A 24,251-nucleotide genomic window follows, 5' to 3' on the forward strand; every position below is an offset into this window, starting at 1 on the left:
GACTCCTTATAGGTTACGGTATTCAAGCTTGGCTTGATGATGGTGAAAAGGCTTGATAGCACTCGACACAGCTGTAATAGCACCGCTCATCACAACAATGTCATCTGCTAGTATCAGTGGATCGACACCAAGTGGGTCTGCGGGATTGATAAGATAAGCAAGAGCAACGACGACGATTCCCTTCACCCATGCAGGTGTACGCTCATCACTGAGCACGACAAAAAGCAGTAAGGCTTTTATCACCACTTCCTTAGCGCCTTTGACTTGTTTAAGTTTTTTCCAGAACTTACTGGTTGAGATGGTTTGCATTGGTTAACACCTCCTTGAGCTTGGTTTGGTCGATACTGGTATGACAAAGCAGGTAAACCCCACCTCCTTCATCATTGGTAATCGCAAGGGAAAGTTCGTATTGACCAATAGCATCAATGTATTCGGGATACTCAAGGGCGTAGAGCACTTGCTCTCGTGTGCTTGGTGGCATTAAAACCCATGCTTTAGACTCATCACTCGCTTCAATGATGACTAGAGCGCATGAATAAACTTGCCAGTATTGACTAGCTTGTTCAGCATCATCGAAAGGTTGGTGAATATGGCTGATAACGTCATCAGCGATCGAGGTGGGTAGGTCAAGTAGTTCAGGTAGGCCAGTTAAGATTTTCATTTCTCTTCTCCAAAAGAAAAGGCCATACCCCGAAAGGTATGGCCTTGTGACATGTTATTGGTTCAAGGTATTAATATATGCTTAACTCTCAGCAGACACGGCTACAGGGCAATAGACTACTCCTAAATTGTTTCTAAACAAAATGACACATCACAATCAGAAGTTTTTGTGGTGTATGCTGCTTTACCCATAGCCACCTCATTGATATATAATGACTTACAGTTTAAGTCATTAGGTAATGAAACATTGAATACAATACGGGTTACTAAAATAAAGCTTCATCGCTTTAAGCGTTATGACAATAAGAAATTTAGTTTACCCGATGGGTTTTGCCTGCTGGCGGGCGGCAACAATTCAGGAAAATCTAGTTTCATGCAAGCGTTTGCTGTATGGGAGTTTTGTAAATCCGTAGTAACTCTTCAGCAAGGGGAGAACAGCCTTCTACCAGGCAACATTGGTAAAAAACAAGGCGTTGGTGTCAACTCGGAAGATTTTCTGCCAATAAACCTGCCCTCTCTTAAACATTTATGGACAAACCTTAAAGTAAACAAGTTGTACGACGATGAAACTGATGGCTATACACTATGGCTTGAAGTGAACTGGGTAAACGATGATTTTCCAGAGCCAAGAAGACTAAGATTCTCATTATCACTAGCGAATGAAAGGCTGTTTATAAAAGTAACAGGCTCGAACTTAGTTGAAAGCGAGGAAGTACCAAAGGCCGCATATATTCCACCTTTTGCTGGAATTTTACACCGAGAGCCTTTCCACACGACGGCAATGCGTTCTAGGCTTGTTGGTCAAGGGCTCAGCGGTTCGGTGATGCGAAACACGTTACTGGAGCTACACAGATTAAACACAGTAAAGCGCTCTAAACTCAAAGGTGACAAACCCAAAATTCCAACGGCAGAGTTAAAGAAGCTTCGGGAAACAGATCGCTGGGAGCACTTAGTTGAGATTATGAGGAGAATATTCGGCGTCGAGCTTATTGTTCATGACTTTGATGAAAGATTCCACAGTTACATAAAGATTGAATATTGGAAAGGCGCATTCAACGAGAAACGTACAAAATTCGAAAAGTACAAAGGATTTAATCGAAGAGATATAATGGTTGAGGGTAGTGGCTTTTTACAATTACTAAACGTCCTATCTTTGGTGTTAGACCCACAATATCGAATAGTCTTTCTGGATGAGCCAGACGCTCACTTACACCCAAAACTTCAATTTGAACTTCTCTCAGAACTTGAAAAAATAGCAGTTAAATACAACAAACAAATTTTATTTGCCACACACTCCACAGAGTTAATTGCATCGCGTTCCCCAAAACAAATTATGAGATTTGAAAATGGAAAGGCAAAACTTTTGTCTCAGGAAGCACAAAAAATAGCCTTAATTGCAGGACTAGGTGCTGACTACTCCCCTATTTTAAAAAACCTTCAGCGTTCCAAAAAAATAGTATTTGTAGAGCATGAATCCGATGAAAACGCACTAAAAATTCTTGCAGAAAAATTGGGGGGAAAAATTTCTGAAGATATAGTTTTTTGGGCATGGACAGGATCACATGCAGAAAGGCTTCACTTATTTAAACAACTTCGCAGTCAGATTGGCTCACTTAAAGGAGTCAGTATAAGAGATCGAGATGGTCAAGACTTCAACACTGTATCTGAGGCACTTTTTGATAAGCAAAATAATGGTTGTGAAACTGAGGGCTTAAAACCTTTAACATGGCGTTATCGTTACATTGAAACTTACTTCCTATGCGTCCAAGCAATCGCTCGTTCCACATCAAAATCAGTTGAGGATATAACCAAAGACACAATAGCTTGGTTTGGCATTGATCTAAACTGCGCTAAAACTGATTCTATTGCGACTGTACTTCAAAACCTAGAGACAAAAGAAATGCTCAATGAAAGTAACCAAAGCATTTGTAAAAAGTACTCCATTAGCAAATATGACGTTATCAAAGCGATTGAGCCTTGTGAAATACATCAAGATATCAAGACAGCTATCGATAATATAACTGCATTGTAGTTATAAAAAGCGTACGTCATTTCTGTTTACAGGTTTAAAACTCTGCCTTCGAGGTAACGTAAAAGTTCAGAAAGAGGCACACCATTGTTTTTGGAGTTATTGCAAAATGCGTGTGTTAGTTGAAGGTTAGCAAACTCATTACCTCCACCTCGAGAGTGTGGAACTTTATGGTCAACTTGAAACTGTCCCCAAATTAGTTCATGGTCACAAAGGGGACATTTTCCATTCTGCAGATGGAAAAGCTCCATTAACTGCGCTTCAATCCATGCCTTTCGTTTTATTGGAGCTATTTCTTTTAGGATCTGGGCAGCCTCCCCTAGAATAAACGCAAACTCATAATCGCTAGTTTGATTTTTCCTCGCCGCCTTATCTTTTAAACTTGAAAGACGTTGCATTTTTTCATTCATGCTCTACGCTGCCTTTCTCGCTTTTAAAATACGAGTTTTATTATTCTTGAGGCGCTTCAACATCGCCTTAGCTCTTATGATCTCTTCTTGTGAAATAGCATCCCTTACTAAAAATTCACAACTCTCAATTAAAAGATCGATCTGTTGGTCCATGAGCTTCAACTCACCTTCGGAACGGTCTTTATACTTACCAAATGTTCTCATTTGGGAATTCATTTGTTGAAGACTTTGTTCAAGGCTAGTAACACGAGCCTCAACACTTTTTAATCGTTTCTCAATTTCTATTATTTGACTTTCAATTTTCATTGGCTCCCTCTCCATAGACTATGTAACGCCACATTTTAATATAGCTTAATTTTCCACCACCCCATAAGTACACTCAGTGTACTGACACTCAAAATTTAAATAAAACTGAGTGCAATAACCCTCGGTTATTGAAACAGAGGGTCCTATATTACTCACTGATCAAGTTAGAAAAGCTCTCACAAGTATTCCGTTGTCGCTCAATACTCAACTTGGCATACCGCATCGTACTGGACAGACTCTTATGGTTAAGCATCATCTGAACTGAGCGTGTATCTGCTCCTGTTTTGTCAGCATGAGACAAGAGCAAACTCGCTACACTATGTCTTGCAGTATGCAAAACCACCTCCTCTGGTTTAGCAATTCCAGCTCTCTGCTTTATCACCTCAAACGCACCCTTTGATGTACCGATTGGCTTACCTTTCAGTCGTCCAGGAAGCAAGTAAGGATTACCTGCTTTTCTTGGAACCTCTTTCAAGATCTCAATCATCAAGTCAGTCAGGTAAACGATATGTGTCGTGCCATTCTTAGTATCAGGAATCGTTAGGGTTCTTGTTTCCCAATCAATATCGGTATGACGGCGATAACGCATTTCAGACACACGACAACCAGTCAGAAACAGCATTGCTATCAATCCACCAGCACTTTTGTTTGGGTGCTTTCGGGCTTCTCTGATGATTGCCTTAGTTTCCTCGATACTACAGAAACGCTGACGAATGTTGTTCTCCTTGAGTAGGCTCACACGACTAGCCACATTGGGGATATCGAGTAGACGCTCAGCTAGCCCTCCTAGCGTTTTTAACAAGGCCAAGACCCGATTACATGTAGCGGGTTTGTAGGTACCACAACGCCCCACACTGTTGCTCATGGTGATTTGTATCTGCTGTACATCAGTAGCTCTAAGCTCGTCGTATCGAATGTTAGCGATACTCTGGCAATGGCGATTAAATCGAGCAACATCGTCTTTCCATGTCTTCTTTTTCTTAGCGAGTGGTAAGAAGGTATCCCAGAAGAACTCTTTCACGGTAGGTGTGCGCTTGTACCCATCACGCTCTTCTTTTGGATCTACCCCTTCTGCAATTTTTGCCTTGTGCTGGCGAGCAATCTTTCTTGCCACACTTACATCAATATCAGGAAAGCGTCCTATCGCAATACTGCGCTTACGCCCTTCAAACGTGTAGCGCAACAGGAAGCGTTTACTGCCACTTCTGCCCGATAGCAGTTTTAAGCCAACACACTCGGTATCACTAAACTCTAACTCGGTTGTCTTGTTGCTTGAGGTATTGGCAGGCAGGGATTTAAGGTTGGCATTGGTGAACTTGAATCGTTTTTTCATAACTCCTCCAAAGTGTATGGGTTATACAGTTCAAAGGATTAATATCTGTTTGATGCTGGTTTCATCACTCTATCGGCTGAGAGTTTAAGATGAGTTCCCCTGTCCTCTTCATGTTCCCCTCACCGATCCCCTATTTTTTCGCCGTCCAAACCTTATTCCATATAGTGTTGCTCCTAAAACCCCTAAATTTTTCACGCATCATTGAGTTTTTTACTCACGCATACCCTCTTCCCTTTTGACAGGAGAGAGGCAAAAACTTAGATCTTAAGGGGGATCTAACGTTATTTATCTAAAGACTTGATTGAATGCCCTCTTCTTGAGATCTGACTCAAACAACATAAATGAAAAGAATGAAACTCCTAACACCAATATACCTGCGCTTGCATAATAACTCCCATTGATATTGTATTCAGTACATCAATCACTCTTACCCGAACTTCATACATAATCGATAGGAAGCCACAATCTATGAACACGTATCAAATAGCAACGAAAAATGGAGTTTTTATAGCTGTCGATATACTTAGTGATACTGCTGGGGAAGAATTGCGATCGTTTAAGGATCAAGGGTTCATTCTTCATAATGACCTAGTGACTTCTCCTGACAGTGATTCTGCAATATCAATATTCAAAGCATCAAAGCCAAACTTTATTTACAAAGTTAAAGCGTTTTCCAAATCAAAAGCAGGAAAAATGACCTACGGATTAGTATTTGGAACAATCATAATGATATTGCTAGCGTCCCTATCAGAAGGAGGTCAGTTATGGTGTAACAATAAAGTTACTGAGTTGAAGAATAATCCAACAAGTTTTAATTGGGATGAAGCTAAAGAGCTTACAAGACTTTGCTCACAATATATTAGAAAATAACTAGAAAGTAAGTATCCATAACAAGCGCCTTAAGAAATTCAGCCAATGCCATTAGGCTTTGGTTAGGTTTCATAACAGAGAGTACGCATGGTGATAAACTACAGCTTAAATGGTTACAGATTAGGCCAGCAAGTTTTACTGGCATCTAACCGAATTTTGCTTCCTGTGTATTGCTATATTAAAAATGGGCAAGAAAGTTAAAAGCTCTAGTGTATTCCTATCAACTCCACTTCAAACACAAGAGTGGAGTTTGCAGGTATATCATTAGATCTCGATTCTCCGTAAGCTAATTCAGGAGGTATTACGAAACGAAATTTTGAACCCACAGGCATCAATTGCAGACCCTCGCTCCAGCCAGGTATAACATTTCTTAACGGGAAGGTAGCAGTCTGATTTCTATCATAAGAGCTATCAAACTGAGTACCATCAATTAGACTACCTTTATAGTGCACTTCCACTGTATCAGAAATTGTTGGCGTTCTTCCTTCAGACGGAGTAATCACTTGATATAGCAATCCTGTAAAAGACTTCCCTACATTAGCTCCTTGTTCAAAGTTATCTCGATATGATTTACCAGCTTCTTTGTTCTGCTTTGCTATCTCTTCGAAGTGCTGTTCAGAAATACGCTTCCATACTGACGCCTTCTCTTCATTTAAATCCCACATAATCGTTCTTGCTACGGGAACCTTAGCATCAAGAGCATCCTTAATACCTGCGAAAACTACTTCATCATCCAAATTAACTCCATACTCACCCATTTCAACTATATCGTTCAACCAAGTATTGGCACTATAAGCACCATATGCAAAGGCGATGGCATCAAGGTCTGACTCAAACTCAGCTTTCGCTGCTGAAGATATTTCTTCCCTGAAGCGAGGAGCAATTTTGTCAGCAGCGTCTTCCTCCAGCAATTCATCAGAACTAATGGTAGAATTTTCAAGTTTAATTTTCAGCACATTAAAACTAGCTTCCAATGCCTCGTCGCTGATAGTGAACTCTTTATTCCAATAAGCTTCAACTGAATCCCTAAGTATATCTGAGTTGAGAGCCACTCCACTATCTAGCTTCCACTTTCTAAGGATTTCATTTGTTGCTTCAGCGTAGCTGACACCTGCTACATAGGAATACTGGTCTTGCCAATCAGAAAAACTAACACCCTCTATCTTTGCTAACTCTTCCCATTTCGTGAGCTTTTTCTCGTAACGGCGCACAGAGTCATTTGCACGATCAATGCGTTCCTCAACTTGCATGATAAGAATTTCATAATTGGGCTCGTTCTTACTAATTCTTAACATCTCTCTTTTGATGTCAGTAATCTCATCAGAATCCTCGACAAACCGAGCCTCTGCAAGTCTCTCATTGAGTTTCGTTAACTTTATAGATTGTTTTTGGAGTTCTTTTTTTAGGCTTGGTAATTTAGCGGATTCTACCTTGACAATTTCCTCCTTTGCAGCGATATCGGCTTGAATTTCTTCTATCATCGCAACTCTGTAGTCCATTGTTTCGGATATAGGTGCAGAGGGAGAGTTATTTGAGTTTTGAATTGAAGAGCTTTTATCTGAACTATCAGCAGGCGTTGTTTCAGGTGAACAGCCGGCAGTTGACAATACCGATAACAAGGTCAGAAATATGGCACTTAACTTAGTATTCATGTTGTTCCTTAGTTCAATTCCATTAACTAGTAAAAAATGGGGAAGAGCATCGAATCGAATTTTGGTTTGAAAGTAGCACAAGTAAACATGCCTAGGATCTCTCCATTCATTCGTGATTTTGTGATTACTTGATTGAACTCCTCTAGTCCTATACCACCCTGTCGAACAAAATCTGAACGCATCCATTTGTATATAGCATTTAGCTGAAACATCGTATCCATACCACAATAGTTGGCAGTCCCTATAAAACTTGCGTATCGATACTGTCGTAATCGTAAACTTTCAACATTTTCTATGATTACATCATTTAGATTGACAATAGTCGTATTTACTTCATCCACATTGAGTCTAGAAGCCCCTTCCAAACCATCTCTAATTCCCGATAGAACAACTTCCTTATCAAATTTCGCACCCCTCAGAACACCAATAGAATCTAGCTGTATCAAAAATTGCTTTGCGTTATCAGAACCAATCGTATATGCCCATACTTCAGGATCCTCTTTAAAAACATTGTCTGCAATAACTGAATTACTAACCGTGAAACCAAGCAAAAAACCTGCTATTACATACCCAAACTTCAAACTCATATATAATTCCTTTATTAAATTCCTGAGTCACTCTCTTACCTTACGAAAGAGCTAAAAGAGTTCAAGAGCGTGCTATCTTCGACCAATAATTAATATTTGGGCTTTCTCTAATCCCAACTTAACCGCTTGCATCTGATTAGCAGCTTTCGATAATTCGACAGATGAGGGAAGTACAATAAAATACACTTCTGGCTGAGCGTTTATTGCCCCGCTTCTCTGTGTCTCTTTACTCCACCAATACGCATCTACATTGACGCTTAGTATCAAACTCTTCCTATCTGCAAAACCGCCAAAGAATGTTCCCAACTCATGAACGCTTCCAAAAGCTGAACTCAATGGGGCTTCTTTAGAGCTTTTAAGGTATGTATGAAAACTGACACCGTTAGTTCTATCATCTACATTTGCCTCAATACGGTTTGAAGTAAACTGCCCTGAAACAAACGGCATTCCTTCTCTTTTATTCTCATCTAGAACAAAGCCGTTACAATCTTCGGTAGATGGTAATCGATTTCTAAAGCGGTATTCTGCGCATATAAACTTACTGGTAACTTCGGAAACAGAAGTTATGAAGGCTTGAGAAGCAACTTTTTCTATATTATATGAAGAGCCAAAATTGTTTTCGGGGAAGAGGAATCTGCGTGCACCTATAAACTGAGAATTGAACTTAAGGTCAATAGCGTTCCCATTCTCTATCGCATAAGCAACAACGTTACGCTTGGCATTGACTGCCTCACCCGAACTGAACAACTTGGCAGTAGCAAACTTTGGGTAGTTTCCCGACTGATAAGCACTTGCAGAAAAACTCAAAAATAGTGCTACAAGGCTTGCTACGAAATAGTAGTTAAATCCTTTAATCATTATCAATTCCAGTTCGTTAGAGAAGCACCAAGAGTACACGTTCAACTTTTAACCAGAATAAACAACCTTAAATATGCAAACAAGACAGTATGTTACTCACAGACCGCTTACCAATTAATATAAAAACCAATAAAAACAAAAGGTTAAAGATTTCCTTGCGAGCAGGTTCACAAAAGAACCATACAATTTATCTATTGTTCATATCAATTTCTCGCATTTTTGTGATTTATATTGCTTTCTATTTTTGATGAGTCGAAGCAACGCTTTCTTAGATAGAAAACTAGCTTTAGGCTTTTCCAAAGACGGCACTCCAGAAGGTGAGCGTCATATTTTTCCATCGGTAAACTTAAATTAATTTCCACATCATTCCATCAAACCAAAAGTTCCCTGTCCTCTTCCTATTCCCCTCACCGACCCCTGTTTTTTCGATCGTCCAAGGCTTATCCCGTATAGGGTTGCCCCTAAAACCCCGAAATTTTCACACCACATTGAAGTTTTTATCTCACACTTACCCTCTTCCCTTTTGACAGGGGAAGAGGGACAAAATCAGCGAGTTATGGAGCATGAAAGACCGTAGAAGGACAAGAAATACGACCAGAAACGGCTACTACAAGGCTTGTTGCGTATGTTGATTAAGACGGATGATGTTGGACAGAATTAGCTGACCATCTGCACAGATTCGACACAGACAAAAGACCAGATATGAACAGGGAGTACATTGCCGAGTAGCAACAAGGAGGTAAAATGTGGGGATTTATGAGGCTGTGAATGCCAATGGCATTGAGCTAAGTGTTTGATAACTCGAGATACAACAAAGCCCCGACTTTCGTCGAGGCTTTATCGTTTAAATATGGTACCGGTGGCGGACTTGAACCGCCACGCCCGAAGGCAACGGATTTTGAATCCGTCGTGTATACCAATTTCACCACACCGGCATCTTGGGGCATTGCCCTTTGATGTTTGGCATTATACGTAAGCGGGATATTCGTGCAAGTACAAAAATCTTAAATCACAATCGTTTGGCGATAAATTCGCCATAAAAGCCTAAGCTGTGTACTGGCTCTCTTTTCACCTCTTCCTCAACACTATATCCTTGCGCCAATTATGTATGGAAATTTTCAGGTTATGACGACAACTCAACCTCTACCAAACGCAGGATTAATGCGTCGCTTGGGTGCATTGTTTTACGATGCGTTGATAATTCTTGCTTTAGAAATGATGGCGGCAGGATTAATTATCGCTTTGCTACAAGCATTTGAAGCAATGAGCATACTCAATGTTGCACCTTATATTGATATCAGTGACATGCTCAGCAAACATCCAGTTTGGAGCCCACTGTTCACCCTTTATCTCGCCGTTGTTTGGATCTACTTTTTTGTATTCTTTTGGACACGTGCTGGGCAAACCCTCGGGATGCGAGCTTGGAAACTACAGGTACGTAATCAAGAAGGTGGACGAATTACGGCTACGCAGGCACTGATTCGAATCGCGACATCTGCCTTTGGCCTAGGGAACCTCATCGTTCTGTTTGATCCAAAAAATCGAAGTTTCCAAGATATTTGGGCGAAAACCGATGTGGTTGTGCTGCCTAAAGCAAACTAAACAACTCAATCTATCCCAATAAAAAAGGAAGGCTAATTGCCTTCCTTTTTTGTTCGTTAAAGCTTTCTTCTCAAAAGCATCACAGCGACCGACAAGAACACTAAACTCGGCGCGACAGCTCCAAATACAGGCGGTATGCCATAAACCAAACTCAGCGGCCCAAAAAACTCACTGGAAATATAGAAGGTAAAGCCCGCAACCACGCCGGACAGTATTCTCGCGCCCATAGTTACGCTTCGAAGTGGGCCAAAGATGAACGACAGTGCCATCAGCATCATTACTGCAATCGAAAACGGCTGAGTCACTTTGCGCCACAATGCTAATTCATATCGAGAGGAATCTTGTTCTGATGCATCCAAGAAAGTCACATAATCGTACAAACCACTGAGTGATAACTCCTCAGGTTTCACGGTTACCACTGCTAACTTGTCGGGTTCCAGTGCACTGGTCCAACTGTATTCCGGGTAAGTCGTTTTCGACAAAGCAACATCGTCTTGCATGTCTGTAACTTGAACATCCTTCATTAACCATTGGTTGTCCGCCACATAATCCACTGAGTCCGCGTAAATCACTGTTGTTAGCTCTTTATCACGATCAAAACGCCACATGTTCAAACCGTACAGCTTGTCGTCATCAATTTTGCCGATAAAGATGAAGTCATTTGCATCACGCGCCCAAACACCGGTTCGTACCGACATAATTGCACCGTTAGACGTTGCAAATGCACGTAGGTCACGCGCCATTTTTTGAGCTTGCGGCGCACCCCACTGGCCAAGTAGCGTCACTATAATCATCAGCGGCACAGCGGTTTTCAACACCGACATACCAATGTTCAGCTTCGAGAAGCCAGAAGCTTGCATAACCACCAGCTCAGAGCTTGATGCCAACATCCCTAACCCAATCAAAGCACCCAAGAGTGCTGCCATCGGGAAAAACATCTCGATATCACGTGGAATACTCAACACCACAAACATAAGCGCTTGGAACAGGTCATACGTACCCTGCCCGACTTTTCGCAACTGCTCTACATATTTGATGATTGCCGACAAACCAACGAAGGTGACTAGAACCAAAGAAGTCGTCGCGATAATGGTTCGACCGATATATAAATCGAGAATCTTAAACACGGTTTGCTACCTTCTTCTGTCTTAGTTTGTCTTTAAAGCGTCTGACTGGAATGCTGTCCATAGAGTTGGCACCGATAGCGGTTAGAAGTAGTGCAATATTCACTGGCCACATACCAATGATGGCAGGAATAGTACCATCCTCTATCGCCGACTTGGTTGCACTAATGGTTAGGAAGTAAGTCAAATAAATCAGGATTGCCGGGCCCATTTTGGCAAAACGACCTTGTCTTGGGTTTACCGCAGACAGTGGCACCACCAACATAGTGAGCAATGGAATACAGATAACTAATGAAACACGCCAATGAAGTTCAGCCTTAGCGTAGAGGTTATCACTAGAAAACAAATCTCGCGTAGATAAAGCTTCCCAGTCTCGCCCTTTCTGCTTGACTTCACGCTGGCCAATCAGGCCGTCATATTCGTCGAAATCGGTAATCATGTAATTAACTGAAGTTGGAACGCCTTCGTAACGGGTTCCATCAAACATAGTGATAACCTGACGGCCATCACTGGTTTCTTTTACTTCGCCATGATCCGAGTACATCACACTTGGTAGGATTGAATCGCGCGGACGCAACTGAGCAACAAACACGCCTTCAAGTCTCTTATCCTTAATATCGTCGATAAAAATCACCGACGACCCATCAGGAGTGCGTTGAAAATGGCCTTTTTGCAACAGATCAACCGTGTTTTCTGACTCTAACTGTTCCATCAAAGCTGCTTCTTTATCTTGTGCCCAAGGCGCAAAATAGAAAGAGTTAAAAGCAGCAATCGCACCAGTGATAATCGCCAAGTATAAAGCAGCTTGAATCAAGAACTTATTACCGATGCCCGTGGCATTCATTACGGTAATTTCACTTTCAGCGTACAAACGGCCAAATGTGAGCAAAATACCAATAAACAAGCTCAAAGGTAACATGAGCAGTCCCATTGCCGGCATGTTCAATGCCACAATCGACAAAATCATTCTCGCTGGGATTTCACCATCGGAAGCTTCGGCCAAAACTCGAATGAATTTTTGGCTGAGAAACACTAAAAAAAGCACGAAAAAGATCGCTAACTGGCTCTTGAGTGTCTCGCGGATCAAATATCTAACAATAATCACGCTGAAATTACCTATACAAAACTTGTTTTTTTGATTGAATCACTATAATTTCCCGTTGAACCTTTTATTTTTAAAATTTTCACTAACTGTTAGTCATCTTATTTTAACGGCAAATCCGACCTTGGATTCAACAAGTAAGAGATCATTATCTAACATTTAGTTCTATTTGTCTTCAGGATGTAGGAGTACGCATGGAGTTCAGTGTAAAAAGTGGTAGCCCAGAGAAACAGCGTAGCGCATGTATCGTGGTGGGTGTATTTGAACCACGCCGCCTTTCTCCAGTAGCTGAGCAGCTCGATAAAATCAGCGATGGCTATATTAGTTCATTACTTCGCCGTGGTGATCTAGAGGGTAAACCGGGTCAAATGCTATTGTTGCATCAAGTGCCAGGTGTTCTATCTGAGCGCGTTTTACTGGTTGGTTGTGGTAAAGAACGTGAACTGGGTGAGCGTCAATACAAAGAGATCATTCAGAAAACCATCAGCACGCTTAATGAAACGGGCTCAATGGAAGCGGTATGTTTCCTAACTGAGCTTCACGTTAAAGGTCGCGACACGTACTGGAAAGTGCGCCAAGCGGTTGAAGCAACCAAAGATGGCCTGTACACATTCGATCAGTTCAAGAGCAACAAGCCAGAGACTCGTCGTCCACTGCGTAAGCTGGTCTTCAACGTACCGACTCGTCGCGAGCTAAACCTTGGCGAAAAAGCGATTGCTCACGGCCTTGCGATTGCATCAGGTGTGAAGGCATCCAAAGATCTTGCAACATGCCACCAAACATTGCAAACCCTGCATACCTTGCCTCTCAAGCTCGCCGCCTAGCAGACGACTTCGAAACAGTAACAACGAAGATCATCGGCGAAGAAGAGATGGAAAAATTGGGTATGACTTCTTACCTAGCGGTAGGTCGTGGCTCTAAGAACGAATCTATGATGTCTATCATGGAGTACAAGGGCAACCCAGATCCAGAAGCAAAACCAATCGTGCTGGTTGGTAAAGGCTTAACCTTCGATTCAGGCGGTATTTCATTGAAGCCAGGCGAAGGCATGGATGAGATGAAGTACGACATGTGTGGTGCTGCATCGGTATTCGGTACGATGAAAGCGCTAGCGAAACTGAACCTACCAATTAACGTTGTGGGTATTCTTGCTGGCTGTGAAAACATGCCAGGCAGCAACGCGTACCGCCCAGGTGACATCCTAACGACTATGTCTGGTCAAACGGTTGAAGTATTGAACACCGACGCAGAAGGCCGTTTGGTTCTCTGTGATGCCCTGACTTACGTTGAGCGTTTCGAACCAGATTGTGTTGTCGACGTAGCGACACTGACTGGCGCATGTGTGATCGCACTGGGTCACCATATTTCAGGTGTCCTATCTAACCACAATCCACTGTCTCACGAGTTAGTTAACGCGTCTGAGCAAGCCAGTGACCGTGCATGGCGTCTACCTATGGCAGACGAATACCACGAGCAACTAAAGAGCCCATTTGCTGACATGGCGAACATTGGTGGCCGCCCTGGCGGTACGATTACGGCAGGTTGCTTCCTATCGAAGTTTGCGAAGAAGTACAACTGGGCACACATCGACATCGCGGGTACTGCGTGGAAGTCGGGTGCAGCGAAGGGCTCAACAGGCCGCCCAGTCTCAATGCTTGTCCAATTCCTGCTTAACCGCAGCGGCCAAGAGACAGAGGAATAATCCTCACAATGTTAAAAAGGGCCGCAAGGCCCTTTTTTGTATCTCCTAAGTCGAGAAATCAGTATGGCAAACGCAACCTTCTACATCATCAAACCGGACTCTCCTCAAGCTGAGGCGCTTGGGTTTGGCTTGTACGTTGTGTTTCTCGCCCACCACTTTGCCAAGCAAGGTGCTAAGGTTTATCTCAACTGTGAAGATAAACGCCATGCAGAATCGATTGCTGAAGCGCTTTGGCAGGTGGACACGAAAGACTTCCAAGCTCATAACCTCGTTGGTGAAGGCCCCAGATATGGCACTAATATTGAGATAGGCCATCAAGGTGTGAAACCCTCTTGGAATAGACAACTGGTAATAAATTTGTCTAATAATGAGACAACCTTTGCGAACAAGTTTGCTGAGGTGGTAGACTTCGTCCCTTGCGAAGAAAAAGCCAAGCAACTGGCGCGAGAAAGATATAAAATCTACCGCCAAGCAGGCTACCAGCTACAAACGATCGAGATCGAACACAGATAGGGTCTGTTGACCTCGCAACAAAATATGCAACCGGTCAATCTTTATAGTTAAGCTCTCCACTTAGAGAGTTCACTTATAATGATTGACTACGATTACCATCAACGTATCCAGTAAATGAGTACTATGGAAAAGACATACAACCCAACTTCAATCGAACAAGCTTTATACCAAGCTTGGGAAGAGAAAGGCTACTTCAAGCCACACGGTGACACGACTAAAGAAGCTTACAGCATCATGATCCCGCCACCGAACGTCACTGGTAGCCTACACATGGGCCACGCGTTCCAAGATACAATCATGGATACTCTAATCCGTGCTGAACGTATGAAGGGTAAAAACACTCTTTGGCAAGTAGGTACTGACCACGCTGGTATCGCAACTCAGATGGTTGTTGAGCGCAAGATCGCTGCAGAAGAAGGCAAAACTAAACACGATTACGGCCGTGACGCTTTCATCGACAAGATCTGGGAGTGGAAAAACGAATCTGGTGGCACAATCACTAAACAGCTTCGTCGCCTTGGTGCATCTGTAGACTGGGACCGTGAGCGCTTCACGATGGATGACGGCCTATCTAACGCGGTTCAAGAAGTGTTTGTTCGCCTATACGAAGAAGACCTAATCTACCGTGGTAAGCGTCTAGTAAACTGGGATCCAAAACTGCACACTGCAATTTCTGATCTTGAAGTTGAAAACAAAGACAAAAAAGGCCACATGTGCACTTCCGCTACCCGCTAGCAAACGGCGTGAAAACTGCTGAAGGTAAAGACTACATTGTTGTTGCAACAACTCGTCCAGAAACCATGCTTGGCGATACGGGTGTTGCTGTAAACCCAGAAGATCCACGTTACAAAGATCTTATCGGTAAAGAAATCCTACTTCCTATCGTGAACCGCCTTATCCCTATCGTAGGTGATGAGCACGCAGATATGGAAAAAGGCACAGGTTGTGTAAAGATCACGCCTGCGCACGACTTCAATGACTACGAAGTTGGTAAGCGCCACCAGCTACCAATGATCAACATCCTAACTTTCAACGCAGACATCCGTGATGCGGCTGAAGTCTTCACTACTAATGGTGAAGCTAGCGATGTTTACTCGACAGAACTTCCTGCTAAGTACCACGGCATGGAGCGTTTTGCTGCTCGTAAAGCGATCGTTGCTGAGTTTGAAGAACTAGGTCTTCTTGATGAAATCAAAGACCACGATCTAACAGTTCCTTACGGCGACCGTGGTGGCGTGGTTATCGAACCAATGCTAACTGACCAATGGTACGTACGTGCTGCACCTCTTGCTGAGCCTGCTGTTAAAGCGGTTGAAGATGGTGATATCCAGTTCGTTCCTAAGCAGTACGAAAACATGTACTTCTCTTGGATGCGTGACATTCAAGACTGGTGTATCTCTCGTCAACTTTGGTGGGGTCACCGTATCCCGGCATGGTACGACAACGACGGCAACGTATATGTAGGCCGTACTGAAGAAGAAGTACGTGCAAACAACAACCTTGCACCAGTCGTTGTTCTTCGCCAAGACGACGACGTACTTGATACATGGTTCTCTTCTGCGCTTTGGACTTTCGGTACTCAAGGCTGGCCTGAGCAAACTGAAGACCTGAAGACATTCCACCCTTCAGACGTGCTAGTAACTGGCTTCGACATCATCTTCTTCTGGGTTGCGCGTATGATCATGATGACCATGCACTTCAACAAAGATGAAAACGGTAAGTCGCAAGTACCATTCAAGACAGTTTACGTAACGGGTCTAATCCGTGACGAGAACGGCGACAAGATGTCTAAGTCTAAGGGTAACGTTCTTGACCCTATCGACATGATCGATGGTATCGACCTTGAGTCTTTAGTAGAGAAGCGTTGTGGCAACATGATGCAGCCTCAGCTAGCGAAGAAGATCGAGAAGAACACGCGTAAGACTTTCGAGAACGGTATCGAACCATACGGTACTGATGCACTGCGTTTCACTCTTGCTGCTATGGCTTCAACTGGCCGTGACATCAACTGGGACATGAAGCGTCTTGAAGGTTACCGTAACTTCTGTAACAAGCTATGGAACGCGAGCCGTTACGTACTGATGAATACAGAAGAGCACGACTGCGGCATGTCACTATCAGCTGAAGACCGTGCAAACATGGAATTCTCACTAGCAGATAAGTGGATTGAATCTCAGTTTGAGCTAGCAGCGAAAGAGTTTAATGCTCACCTAGACAACTACCGTCTAGACATGGCAGCAAACACGCTGTACGAATTCATCTGGAACCAATTCTGTGACTGGTACCTAGAGCTAACTAAGCCAGTTCTATGGAAAGGTACAGAAGCTCAGCAACAAGCTACTCGCTACATGCTGATCACTGTTCTTGAAAAGACGCTGCGTCTTGCTCACCCAGTGCTTCCTTACATCACTGAATCTATCTGGCAGAGCGTTAAGCCGCTAGTAGACGGTGTTGAAGGTGAGACGATCATGACTCAAGCGCTTCCTCAGTTTAACGAAGAGAACTTCAACGCTGAGATCGTAGAGGACATCGAGTGGGTTAAGACGTTCATCACTGCTATCCGTAACCTACGTGCGGAATACGACATTGCACCTAGCAAAGGCCTAGAGGTAATGATCAAAGTAGCAGACGAGAAAGATGCAGCGCGTATAGAAGCTAACAAGGTCGTTCTGAACTCTCTTGCTAAGCTAGATAGCCTAACTGTTCTTGCTCAAAATGCCGAGACACCAGCATGTGCAACTAAACTAGTTGGTAAGTCTGAGCTGATGATCCCAATGGCGGGTCTAATCGACAAAGACGCTGAACTTGCTCGTCTAGACGGCGAAATAAAGAAAACTCACGGCGAAATCAAGCGTATTGAAGGTAAGCTGGGTAACGAAGGCTTTGTTGCTAAAGCACCTGAAGCGGTTGTCGCAAAAGAGCGCGAGAAGCTAGAGGGCTACAAAGAAACTCTAGTGAAGCTTGAAGAGCAAAAAACAACGATTGCTGCTCTGTAATTGAGAACGCATTGAAGAAGGGCTAGCCAATTGGCTAGCCCTTTTTTTGTCTCAGCTCGGGATAATTTAATCGCGCATCATATTTATTCGAACATCAAACTCAGGATGGGTACTCATCCAAGTTGGAATCAAATCATCAGTATCATCGGTTTGATAATGCAGGTGCAAATGCTCAAACATCTTCACCATTTCCTCGGTACTGCCATACACCGTTTTCATGGCCTGAATAGCATACTGATCCGCTTCCGTTTCAGCCTCTCTAGACATCCCTGTTTGAAGTACAAACACCCCTAAACCAACCATATTATCAATAATGCCTGAACTCTCTCCTGTGAGAAAAGCCACCGAAATCGACAAGATACTGGCCCTCACCAATTGTTGCATCACATGCTGATGATGAAGGTGGCCAATTTCATGGAGAATAATACTATCGAGCTGCTCTGGTGTTTCAGCCATCAGCACTAACTCATCCATTAAGATGATCGTACCGCCAGACAGAGCAAATGCGTTAACCACACCTTTACTTGCTCGAAATTCGACTCTCAGCGGATAAGGTAATGGAGCAAGATTTTCAAGCAACTCTTGAGAGTGCGCTCTGATCATCTGTTGCTGAGCAATGGGTAAGGTTGAGCTTTCAAACTGTTTGTCCAAGTGCTCAAGGACATGATCCGCTACCGCTAAGACGACGGTGTCTGGCACCCAGTGAATAAAAACGTTCTTGGTTGCCCATGGCAACACATATTTGTAGCTGCCAATCAGAACCAAGACAGTTGCAACAGCACAAACTAAAGCACTCAATAAGTTTCGTTCAAGACACCTTAGCCAACGTCCAGATTGCGAGGCCGGAAAACAGCGCCCTATCTCATCACTATTGTCTGCAAGAAAACCCCAACCATTGGCGAGCGTCACTTTTACAGGCAACCGCCCAACCCGTTCACTAAATCGCAAAGCGGCCGTTTCACACTCATGGCTAGCATGCTCTAATTGCAGCGTGACATGCTTGTCATCACTAACGACAAGCACGGCACGCTGTTTCTTTGAACTTCGTGGTGGAAAAGCGTAACCAGACAACTCCATTAGCCAATTCCAATGTCGACACTAAAGGCCTCAGCGATCTCATCACCCACGGCAGATTGATCGAATGTGCTCTTATCAAACACATCTAGCTTATCGAGATCGCCCAGTACATAGGTGTTATTAGCTAGGTAGTGCTGGGTACGCACCATAACCCAAGGGCGAGCCAAACCTAACGTGCACACTTGAAGAACAAAGTTGGTCGCAACCAACTTAACGTAGCCTGCGGTTGAAAGCGTCGATGAAAAGCGGTAACTCACCTGCTCGTTTTGAATCTCACCGAATATCGCTAATTGAGAAAAGGTGTAGTTGCGAATTCTTGAAACCACAAAAGCCATACCGATCAAACCAGATAATAAGAACGCGCCATAAAGAGCGATAAAAGAAATGAGAGTTCCTGCTCGAGAGCCGAAGCTGTCAAAACCTCCCGATGCAAATAGGTCCGATGATACAACCCCGGTTAAGTACAACAATAACATGCAAATAGCGATACCTGAGGCTGTAATTAATCCGCCTAAAAGATAGGTTTTAAAGAAGACCTTCGTATCGAGTTCGGTGCAAAAAATCTGGTCTGCATAACGGTATCCGTTAGCGATATAATTAGAAATGCCGCACATGACCCAAGCTTGTAACCAGATAACCGCAACAAAAGTTAATACGGAGCAAAGCACACCAACAATTGGCGAAGCCGACCAGAGAATAGACGTGACCACTATAAGAACAAAGATCGAACAGAATGCTGCTAGCCCACGACCTAGCATCACGCTATAAGCACTTCCTAAAGTGCCAGCAAAAGAGAATCGGACGTTCTTATAGCTGGTTACTGACGCGTCAAACCGTGTGTTGCTGTGTATCAACATCGGTAAGAGTAGATAAAATGCGAGCATTAAAAACAGCGCAAAGGCAGGAGCAAAGCCATTGGCAAATGACCAAATCAATACGCAGACAAATGCAACCAATCGCCCTTTAAGTATTTGAGTTGGCTTGGCATGGTACTCAAAGCTATCTCCGTTGATTTCTGTGTTGCCATAGAAGTAACGCTTGGTGCGTACTTTTGCCCACGCCGAGTAAATGCCTAACGTGACAATTGAAAGCAGTATATTGACGATCCATATCGAGAAAAACTCGCCAGCTTTCCCGTGAAACTTAACCGGATTTTGGTTATCGCTGTGTTCCATTTAGCACCTCTAGAATGGTATTTTTTGAATTAAAGTCATTAATATCAGCATGATACCCAAACATTATTGATTCCCATCCAGTGCCATTTTTTTAATTTCAAAAAAGAAACTAAACTGCGATACATTTCCCAACTGCACCCATAAAAATGAAACTTATTACATATTAAGTAACCCACCAACCACGATTTGCATTTATTTTTTTTATAAACACATGAATTCCTTAAATTTAAATTCCAAAAAACAAACAAAAATCAAAAACTAAATCTCAAAAATAAAAACAAAAGCGTTACAAATGGTAACATATAAGCCCAGATCGCAGAATAAAGGATCGCCAATTCCTATAATCCTCGCGATTCATACCATATAAACAACAAAAGTCTTTTTAAAACAAAAGCTTTAACTAGGAGTTCTACTATGAACCTCGTTGCTAAACTTGTCGCCGGTATTGTTGGTGGCACACTCGTCGGAACCTTCGCTCCCGACATACTTGTTCGTCTATTCCTTACTTTCCAACAGATTGGTGGCCAGTTAATCGGTTTTGCTATCCCGTTAATTATCCTATTTTATATTGCGAGCGGTATTGCTAGCCTGCCAAAAAACTCTGGAAATCTATTAGGTAAAACCGTTGGCTTAGCTTACGGTTCTACTATCGTTGCAGGCTGTCTAGCCTTCCTAGCTGCAACGATTGTTCTCTCTGGCTTAGAGCCAAGTGTTGCACCTAATGTTGAAGCTCAGCGAGAGCTCACAGGTCTAGTGAACATTGAAATCCCAGCGGTATTTGGTGTGATGACCGCGTTAGGTCTGGCTTTCCTATTTGGTATTGGTATCTCGGTAACGGGCAGTCAACCATTGAAGCAGTTTGCTGATGACGGTAGAGCAATCATCGACTTGCTACTGGCAAAAGTGATCATTCCAATGCTGCCAATCTACATTGCGGGTGTATTCGCAAACATGGGCGCAGAAGGTACGGTTTTCGCCACATTGAAAACTTTCGGCCTAGTGCTTGTGACAGCAGTCATCGTTCACTGGATCTGGATCAGTATTCAATATGTGATTGCAGGTATGGTTAGCGGCCAGTCCCCAGTTCGACTACTGAAAAACATGATCCCAGCATACTTCACAGCGCTTGGTACTATGTCTTCAGCTGCAACAATTCCAGTAACTTTAAAACAAACCAAAGAGAACGGCGTAAAAGAACCTATTGCCAACTTTACTATCCCACTATGTGCAACCATTCACCTGTCTGGCTCAACCATTACGCTCGTGCTTTGTGCCACAGCGGTAATGGCGCTAAGCACCAACATTGAGATGGTCTCTTTCTTTAGCATGATTCCGTTCATCATGATGCTAGGTATTACCATGATCGCAGCGCCTGGCGCTCCGGGTGGCGCGGTAATGGCGGCACTAGGTTTAATGGCTTCTATGCTTGGGTTTGGTGAAGCCGAGCTTGCGTTAATGATTGCTTTGTACATGGCTCAAGACAGCTTTGGTACCGCTTGTAACATCACTGGTGACGGTGCAATTTCAATGCTAGTTAACCGTACGGCAGACAGTAGTAATGCAAAAAAAGTTAAGCAGCCAGTAGCGTCAAGCTAATCCCGGCGACGCCCTCTTATCTGAGCCAGCGCAGTATTCCTATGCGCTGGCTTTTTAATACCTGTCATTCAAGCCTCTCACTTGTAAGATTTCCTATGCTGAGCCTCTTTTCTGCTCTTATATTCCTACGTTTCCACTGAATATCTTCTAAATTTAATAATAGAAATATTGATTGGAGATCTTCGTGTTTCGAACTCTACTGATTACATGCTTACTCTCTTTGCTGTTCTCAACTTCAATGCCTTATGCATCCGATGACCCAAAGGTTATCAAAATCGCGGCTGGGAATTGGCCACCATTTATTGGGCAAGATTTGGTTGATTTTGGCTCTGTAGGCCAGACCATCCAAAAAGCTTTTGCCTCGCAAGGCTATCAGGTGGAGTTTCACTTTTTTCCATGGAAGCGGGCTTACAAAAAAGCCAGTGAAGGGGAGTTTGTTGCCACAGCAGTTTGGATGTTTGCCCAAGACCGAACCGAGCACTTCTACTACAGCGACCCAGTTGGCCAGGAAAAGTTTGTCTTCTTCCACCTCAGAGAGGATGACTTTGATTGGCAAGACATTACAGACATTGAAGGTAAGCACTTGGGTGGCGGCTTAGGTTATAGCTATGGTTCTGAGATTGATACCATGATCGAAGAGAATACCGTTACCATCAATCGCGTTGACTCACCGAATCAAGCGCTACAACTCTTGAAATACAGACGTGTGGACTTGGTGCCAGAGGAGCGAGATATTGGCCTGTTTACGCTGCAGAAAATGCCGCTCGAACTTCAAGAGAAAGTGACCTTCCACCCTAAACCCTTTTTGACTAATGACAGTTATATGATGTTTTCCAAAAGTCACCCTCAAGCAAGGAAACTGCTCGAGGTATTTAATGAAGGCCTCAAGCAAGTGAATCCATAAACAACTAAACCACTCTGTTCTGCTCTCGACCTTCGACAAATGCGGCAATGTTATCCATTAAAATCTCTGCCAATTTACTAATCGAGCTATCACTTCCCCAAGCCACATGAGGCGTTAGCAATAAGTTCGGCAACTGCATATTTGCCAACAGCGGGTTGCTTTCATCAGCAGGCTCTTGAGTAAACACATCCACACCAGCGGCCGCAATGTAGCCTTGCTTAAGTGCATCCACCAGCGCTTGCTCATTGACTAATCCGCCGCGCCCTGTGTTAATCAAAATCGCATTCGACTTCATCATCGAAAGCTCTCTGCTACCAATAATATCCTTCGTCTCATCATTCAGTGGACAGTGCAGCGAGATAACATCCGCCATTCTCAAGGCTAAATCAAACGGTAAATAGCCTGTTCTAGCCAGATCTACGCCTTTACGTTCAGCAAAAATGACATCCATGCCCACGGCCCTTGCTAATGCAGCAGTTGCTTGACCAAGCGCGCCACTGCCCACAATCATCATGGTGCTTCCCGCGACATCACCAATCGGGTGAGTAAAAAAGCAGAACTGTTTATCGCGCTGCCACTCGCCGTTGGCGATATCTTGATGATAACCCGTTAAGTTTCGTCGAAGCGTAAATACCATCGCAATCACATGCTCTGGTACAGAGCGTGTGGCATAGCCTTGCACGTTGGTCACAGCAATATTGTTTTGCTCACAATAGGCGATGTCGACATTATTGAACCCTGTCGCAGAGATCGCGATCAGCTTAACATTAGGCGCATCCTGTAAGACACTCGCATCTAAAACCACTTTATTGGTTATCACAATGTCAGCGTTGGCAATTCGCTCGAGTACTTGCTCTGGCTGGGTAAAGTCATACTCCACCCAATCATGTTCAAAGGGTAATGATGGAAGGGATATGTGGGTAGGGATGGTGGCTCTATCAAGAAAAACAATCGTAGGCAGCGTCATAGTAATCTCCTTTGCTGCCTAGATTTGACAAGATTTTTTAAGGCGTTGGCAGCTTTTTGTAATCTGGCAATTTTGGCACAGGAGAGAAATAGTTAAAGAGGCACGGCTTCGCATCAGGATAGAAGTCACAAGGTACAAACTGATTCGTCAAATCCTGAGTTCTGGGATGGTAAAAGCTGAGCTCTGCAGAGTGGAGTTCAAGTCTGGTGGAACACTCAAATGCTTGTTTATGAGCATAAAATTCATCACCCACAATTGGGCAGCCAATTTGCTGCATATGCACCCGAAGTTGATGCGAACGTCCGGTAATGGGCAATAAACGAACGATAGAAGTTTTCTCTTCACGCTTCACCACTTGGTAACGAGTCTCCGCAGGTTTACCGTTATCAAAGCAAACTTTCTGTTTTGGCCTGTTTGGCCAGTCGCCAATAAGAGGTAGATCCACAACGCCCTCTTCATGTTCAGGCGTTCCCCACACACGAGCGTAATAGACCTTATGAGTTAACCGGTACTGAAACTGCTTCTTTAATGCCCTTTCCGCCTCTTTGTGCTTAGCCAATAGCATCAATCCAGACGTCGACATATCCAGCCGATGGACCACTTGAATCTGTGGATACTCAGCGACTAAACGGCTCCACAAGCTGTCGTAGTGCTCTTCTAATCGCCCGGGTACCGACAATAGCTCAGGCGGTTTATTAGCAATGAGAATATCATCGTCTTCAAAGGTAATGTCTAACCAAGGTTCAACAGGTGGATTGTATTCGTGCATTGGGACTCAAACTGGGTAT

At 43.5% G+C, this 24,251-nt stretch carries 20 protein-coding genes, 1 tRNA gene and 2 pseudogenes; 8 read left to right on the forward strand and 15 right to left on the reverse strand.

All coding sequences use genetic code 11. The annotated features are described in order from the left end of the window. Window positions 1–6: 6 nt before the first annotated feature. Complete coding sequence (locus UA76_RS11790) at window positions 7–309, reverse strand: YkvA family protein (protein ID WP_047046295.1); 303 nt, start codon at window positions 307–309, stop codon at window positions 7–9. After that, entirely contained in the window at window positions 287–661 is a 375-nt protein-coding gene (locus tag UA76_RS11795) for a hypothetical protein (RefSeq protein ID WP_047046297.1), read from the reverse strand. The genes UA76_RS11790 and UA76_RS11795 overlap by 23 nt, the downstream gene beginning before the upstream one ends. 168 nt (window positions 662–829) lie before the next feature. On the opposite strand from UA76_RS11795, the gene UA76_RS11800 reads away from it, so the two are divergent. After that, complete coding sequence (locus UA76_RS11800; RefSeq protein ID WP_052772032.1) at window positions 830–2,692, forward strand: AAA family ATPase; 1,863 nt, start codon at window positions 830–832, stop codon at window positions 2,690–2,692. 26 nt (window positions 2,693–2,718) lie between these two features. Here the strand turns inward: UA76_RS11800 and UA76_RS11805 are convergent, their stop codons facing one another. The 3 genes from UA76_RS11805 to UA76_RS11815 form a co-directional block, all read right to left on the reverse strand. Next, window positions 2,719–3,099, reverse strand: coding sequence for an HNH endonuclease (locus UA76_RS11805; protein WP_047046299.1), 381 nt, complete (start codon window positions 3,097–3,099; stop codon window positions 2,719–2,721). Between the two features lie 3 nt (window positions 3,100–3,102). After that, window positions 3,103–3,405 carry a hypothetical protein gene (locus tag UA76_RS11810; protein WP_047046301.1) on the reverse strand — a complete coding sequence of 101 codons (303 nt, stop codon included), beginning with the start codon at window positions 3,403–3,405 and terminating at the stop codon, window positions 3,103–3,105. A gap of 148 nt (window positions 3,406–3,553) precedes the next feature. Further along, window positions 3,554–4,738 (reverse strand): site-specific integrase, encoded by a 1,185-nt coding sequence (locus UA76_RS11815; RefSeq protein ID WP_047046304.1) that lies wholly within the window; start codon window positions 4,736–4,738, stop codon window positions 3,554–3,556. Between the two features lie 468 nt (window positions 4,739–5,206). On the opposite strand from UA76_RS11815, the gene UA76_RS11820 reads away from it, so the two are divergent. Continuing rightward, the gene (locus UA76_RS11820) at window positions 5,207–5,608 is read left to right on the forward strand and encodes a hypothetical protein (RefSeq protein WP_047046307.1); all 402 of its coding nucleotides are present in this window, start codon (window positions 5,207–5,209) and stop codon (window positions 5,606–5,608) included. A gap of 206 nt (window positions 5,609–5,814) precedes the next feature. Here the strand turns inward: UA76_RS11820 and UA76_RS24725 are convergent, their stop codons facing one another. From UA76_RS24725 to UA76_RS11840, 4 genes are all read right to left on the reverse strand, one after another. After that, window positions 5,815–7,260 carry a BamJ family beta-barrel-assembly machinery protein gene (locus UA76_RS24725; protein ID WP_052772033.1) on the reverse strand — a complete coding sequence of 482 codons (1,446 nt, stop codon included), beginning with the start codon at window positions 7,258–7,260 and terminating at the stop codon, window positions 5,815–5,817. Between the two features lie 26 nt (window positions 7,261–7,286). Then, window positions 7,287–7,847, reverse strand: coding sequence for a hypothetical protein (locus UA76_RS11830; protein WP_047046308.1), 561 nt, complete (start codon window positions 7,845–7,847; stop codon window positions 7,287–7,289). Window positions 7,848–7,919: 72 nt separating this feature from the next. Next, the gene (locus UA76_RS11835) at window positions 7,920–8,705 is read right to left on the reverse strand and encodes a hypothetical protein (RefSeq protein WP_047046311.1); all 786 of its coding nucleotides are present in this window, start codon (window positions 8,703–8,705) and stop codon (window positions 7,920–7,922) included. An 851-nt stretch (window positions 8,706–9,556) separates the two neighbouring features. Then, window positions 9,557–9,640 (reverse strand) — tRNA-Leu (locus UA76_RS11840). Window positions 9,641–9,830: 190 nt separating this feature from the next. On the opposite strand from UA76_RS11840, the gene UA76_RS11845 reads away from it, so the two are divergent. After that, window positions 9,831–10,307: an RDD family protein gene (locus UA76_RS11845; protein ID WP_047046314.1), complete on the forward strand. Its 477-nt coding sequence runs from the start codon at window positions 9,831–9,833 to the stop codon at window positions 10,305–10,307. Between the two features lie 56 nt (window positions 10,308–10,363). Here the strand turns inward: UA76_RS11845 and lptG are convergent, their stop codons facing one another. Both lptG and lptF read right to left on the reverse strand, forming a co-directional pair. After that, on the reverse strand, window positions 10,364–11,434 hold the full coding sequence (gene lptG, locus UA76_RS11850; RefSeq protein WP_047046317.1) for an LPS export ABC transporter permease LptG: 1,071 nt from the start codon (window positions 11,432–11,434) through the stop codon (window positions 10,364–10,366). Continuing rightward, window positions 11,427–12,536: an LPS export ABC transporter permease LptF gene (gene lptF, locus UA76_RS11855; RefSeq protein WP_047046321.1), complete on the reverse strand. Its 1,110-nt coding sequence runs from the start codon at window positions 12,534–12,536 to the stop codon at window positions 11,427–11,429. Before lptF ends, lptG begins: the two co-directional genes overlap by 8 nt. 191 nt (window positions 12,537–12,727) lie before the next feature. Between lptF and pepA the strand changes: the two are divergent. The 3 genes and pseudogenes from pepA (at window position 12,728) to UA76_RS11870 (ending at window position 17,744) form a co-directional block, all read left to right on the forward strand. Continuing rightward, window positions 12,728–14,235: pseudogene (gene pepA / locus UA76_RS11860) on the forward strand (leucyl aminopeptidase). Between the two features lie 63 nt (window positions 14,236–14,298). Continuing rightward, window positions 14,299–14,748 carry a DNA polymerase III subunit chi gene (locus UA76_RS11865; RefSeq protein WP_047046323.1) on the forward strand — a complete coding sequence of 150 codons (450 nt, stop codon included), beginning with the start codon at window positions 14,299–14,301 and terminating at the stop codon, window positions 14,746–14,748. A gap of 123 nt (window positions 14,749–14,871) precedes the next feature. Next, window positions 14,872–17,744, forward strand: a pseudogene (locus tag UA76_RS11870) (valine--tRNA ligase). 66 nt (window positions 17,745–17,810) lie between these two features. Here UA76_RS11870 and UA76_RS11875 read toward each other — a convergent pair. Then, a complete protein-coding gene (locus UA76_RS11875; RefSeq protein ID WP_047046326.1) occupies window positions 17,811–18,821 on the reverse strand; it encodes a M48 family metallopeptidase in 1,011 nt (336 codons plus the stop codon). Then, entirely contained in the window at window positions 18,821–19,996 is a 1,176-nt protein-coding gene (locus UA76_RS11880) for a YjgN family protein (protein ID WP_047046328.1), read from the reverse strand. The genes UA76_RS11875 and UA76_RS11880 overlap by 1 nt, the downstream gene beginning before the upstream one ends. A 414-nt stretch (window positions 19,997–20,410) precedes the next feature. Between UA76_RS11880 and UA76_RS11885 the strand changes: the two genes are divergently transcribed. Both UA76_RS11885 and UA76_RS11890 read left to right on the forward strand, forming a co-directional pair. Then, window positions 20,411–21,592 carry a dicarboxylate/amino acid:cation symporter gene (locus UA76_RS11885; protein ID WP_047046331.1) on the forward strand — a complete coding sequence of 394 codons (1,182 nt, stop codon included), beginning with the start codon at window positions 20,411–20,413 and terminating at the stop codon, window positions 21,590–21,592. A 238-nt stretch (window positions 21,593–21,830) separates the two neighbouring features. Beyond that, the gene (locus UA76_RS11890; RefSeq protein WP_047046403.1) at window positions 21,831–22,496 is read left to right on the forward strand and encodes a substrate-binding periplasmic protein; all 666 of its coding nucleotides are present in this window, start codon (window positions 21,831–21,833) and stop codon (window positions 22,494–22,496) included. A gap of 4 nt (window positions 22,497–22,500) precedes the next feature. On the opposite strand, the gene UA76_RS11895 is transcribed toward UA76_RS11890, so the two are convergent. Together UA76_RS11895 and UA76_RS11900 are read right to left on the reverse strand one after the other, a co-directional pair. Then, the gene (locus UA76_RS11895) at window positions 22,501–23,463 is read right to left on the reverse strand and encodes a D-2-hydroxyacid dehydrogenase (protein WP_047046334.1); all 963 of its coding nucleotides are present in this window, start codon (window positions 23,461–23,463) and stop codon (window positions 22,501–22,503) included. 37 nt (window positions 23,464–23,500) lie between these two features. Beyond that, complete coding sequence (locus UA76_RS11900) at window positions 23,501–24,232, reverse strand: pseudouridine synthase (protein ID WP_047046336.1); 732 nt, start codon at window positions 24,230–24,232, stop codon at window positions 23,501–23,503. Window positions 24,233–24,251 lie beyond the last annotated feature (19 nt).

The organism is Vibrio mexicanus, from assembly GCF_001012815.1.
Lineage (GTDB): Bacteria > Pseudomonadota > Gammaproteobacteria > Enterobacterales > Vibrionaceae > Vibrio > Vibrio mexicanus.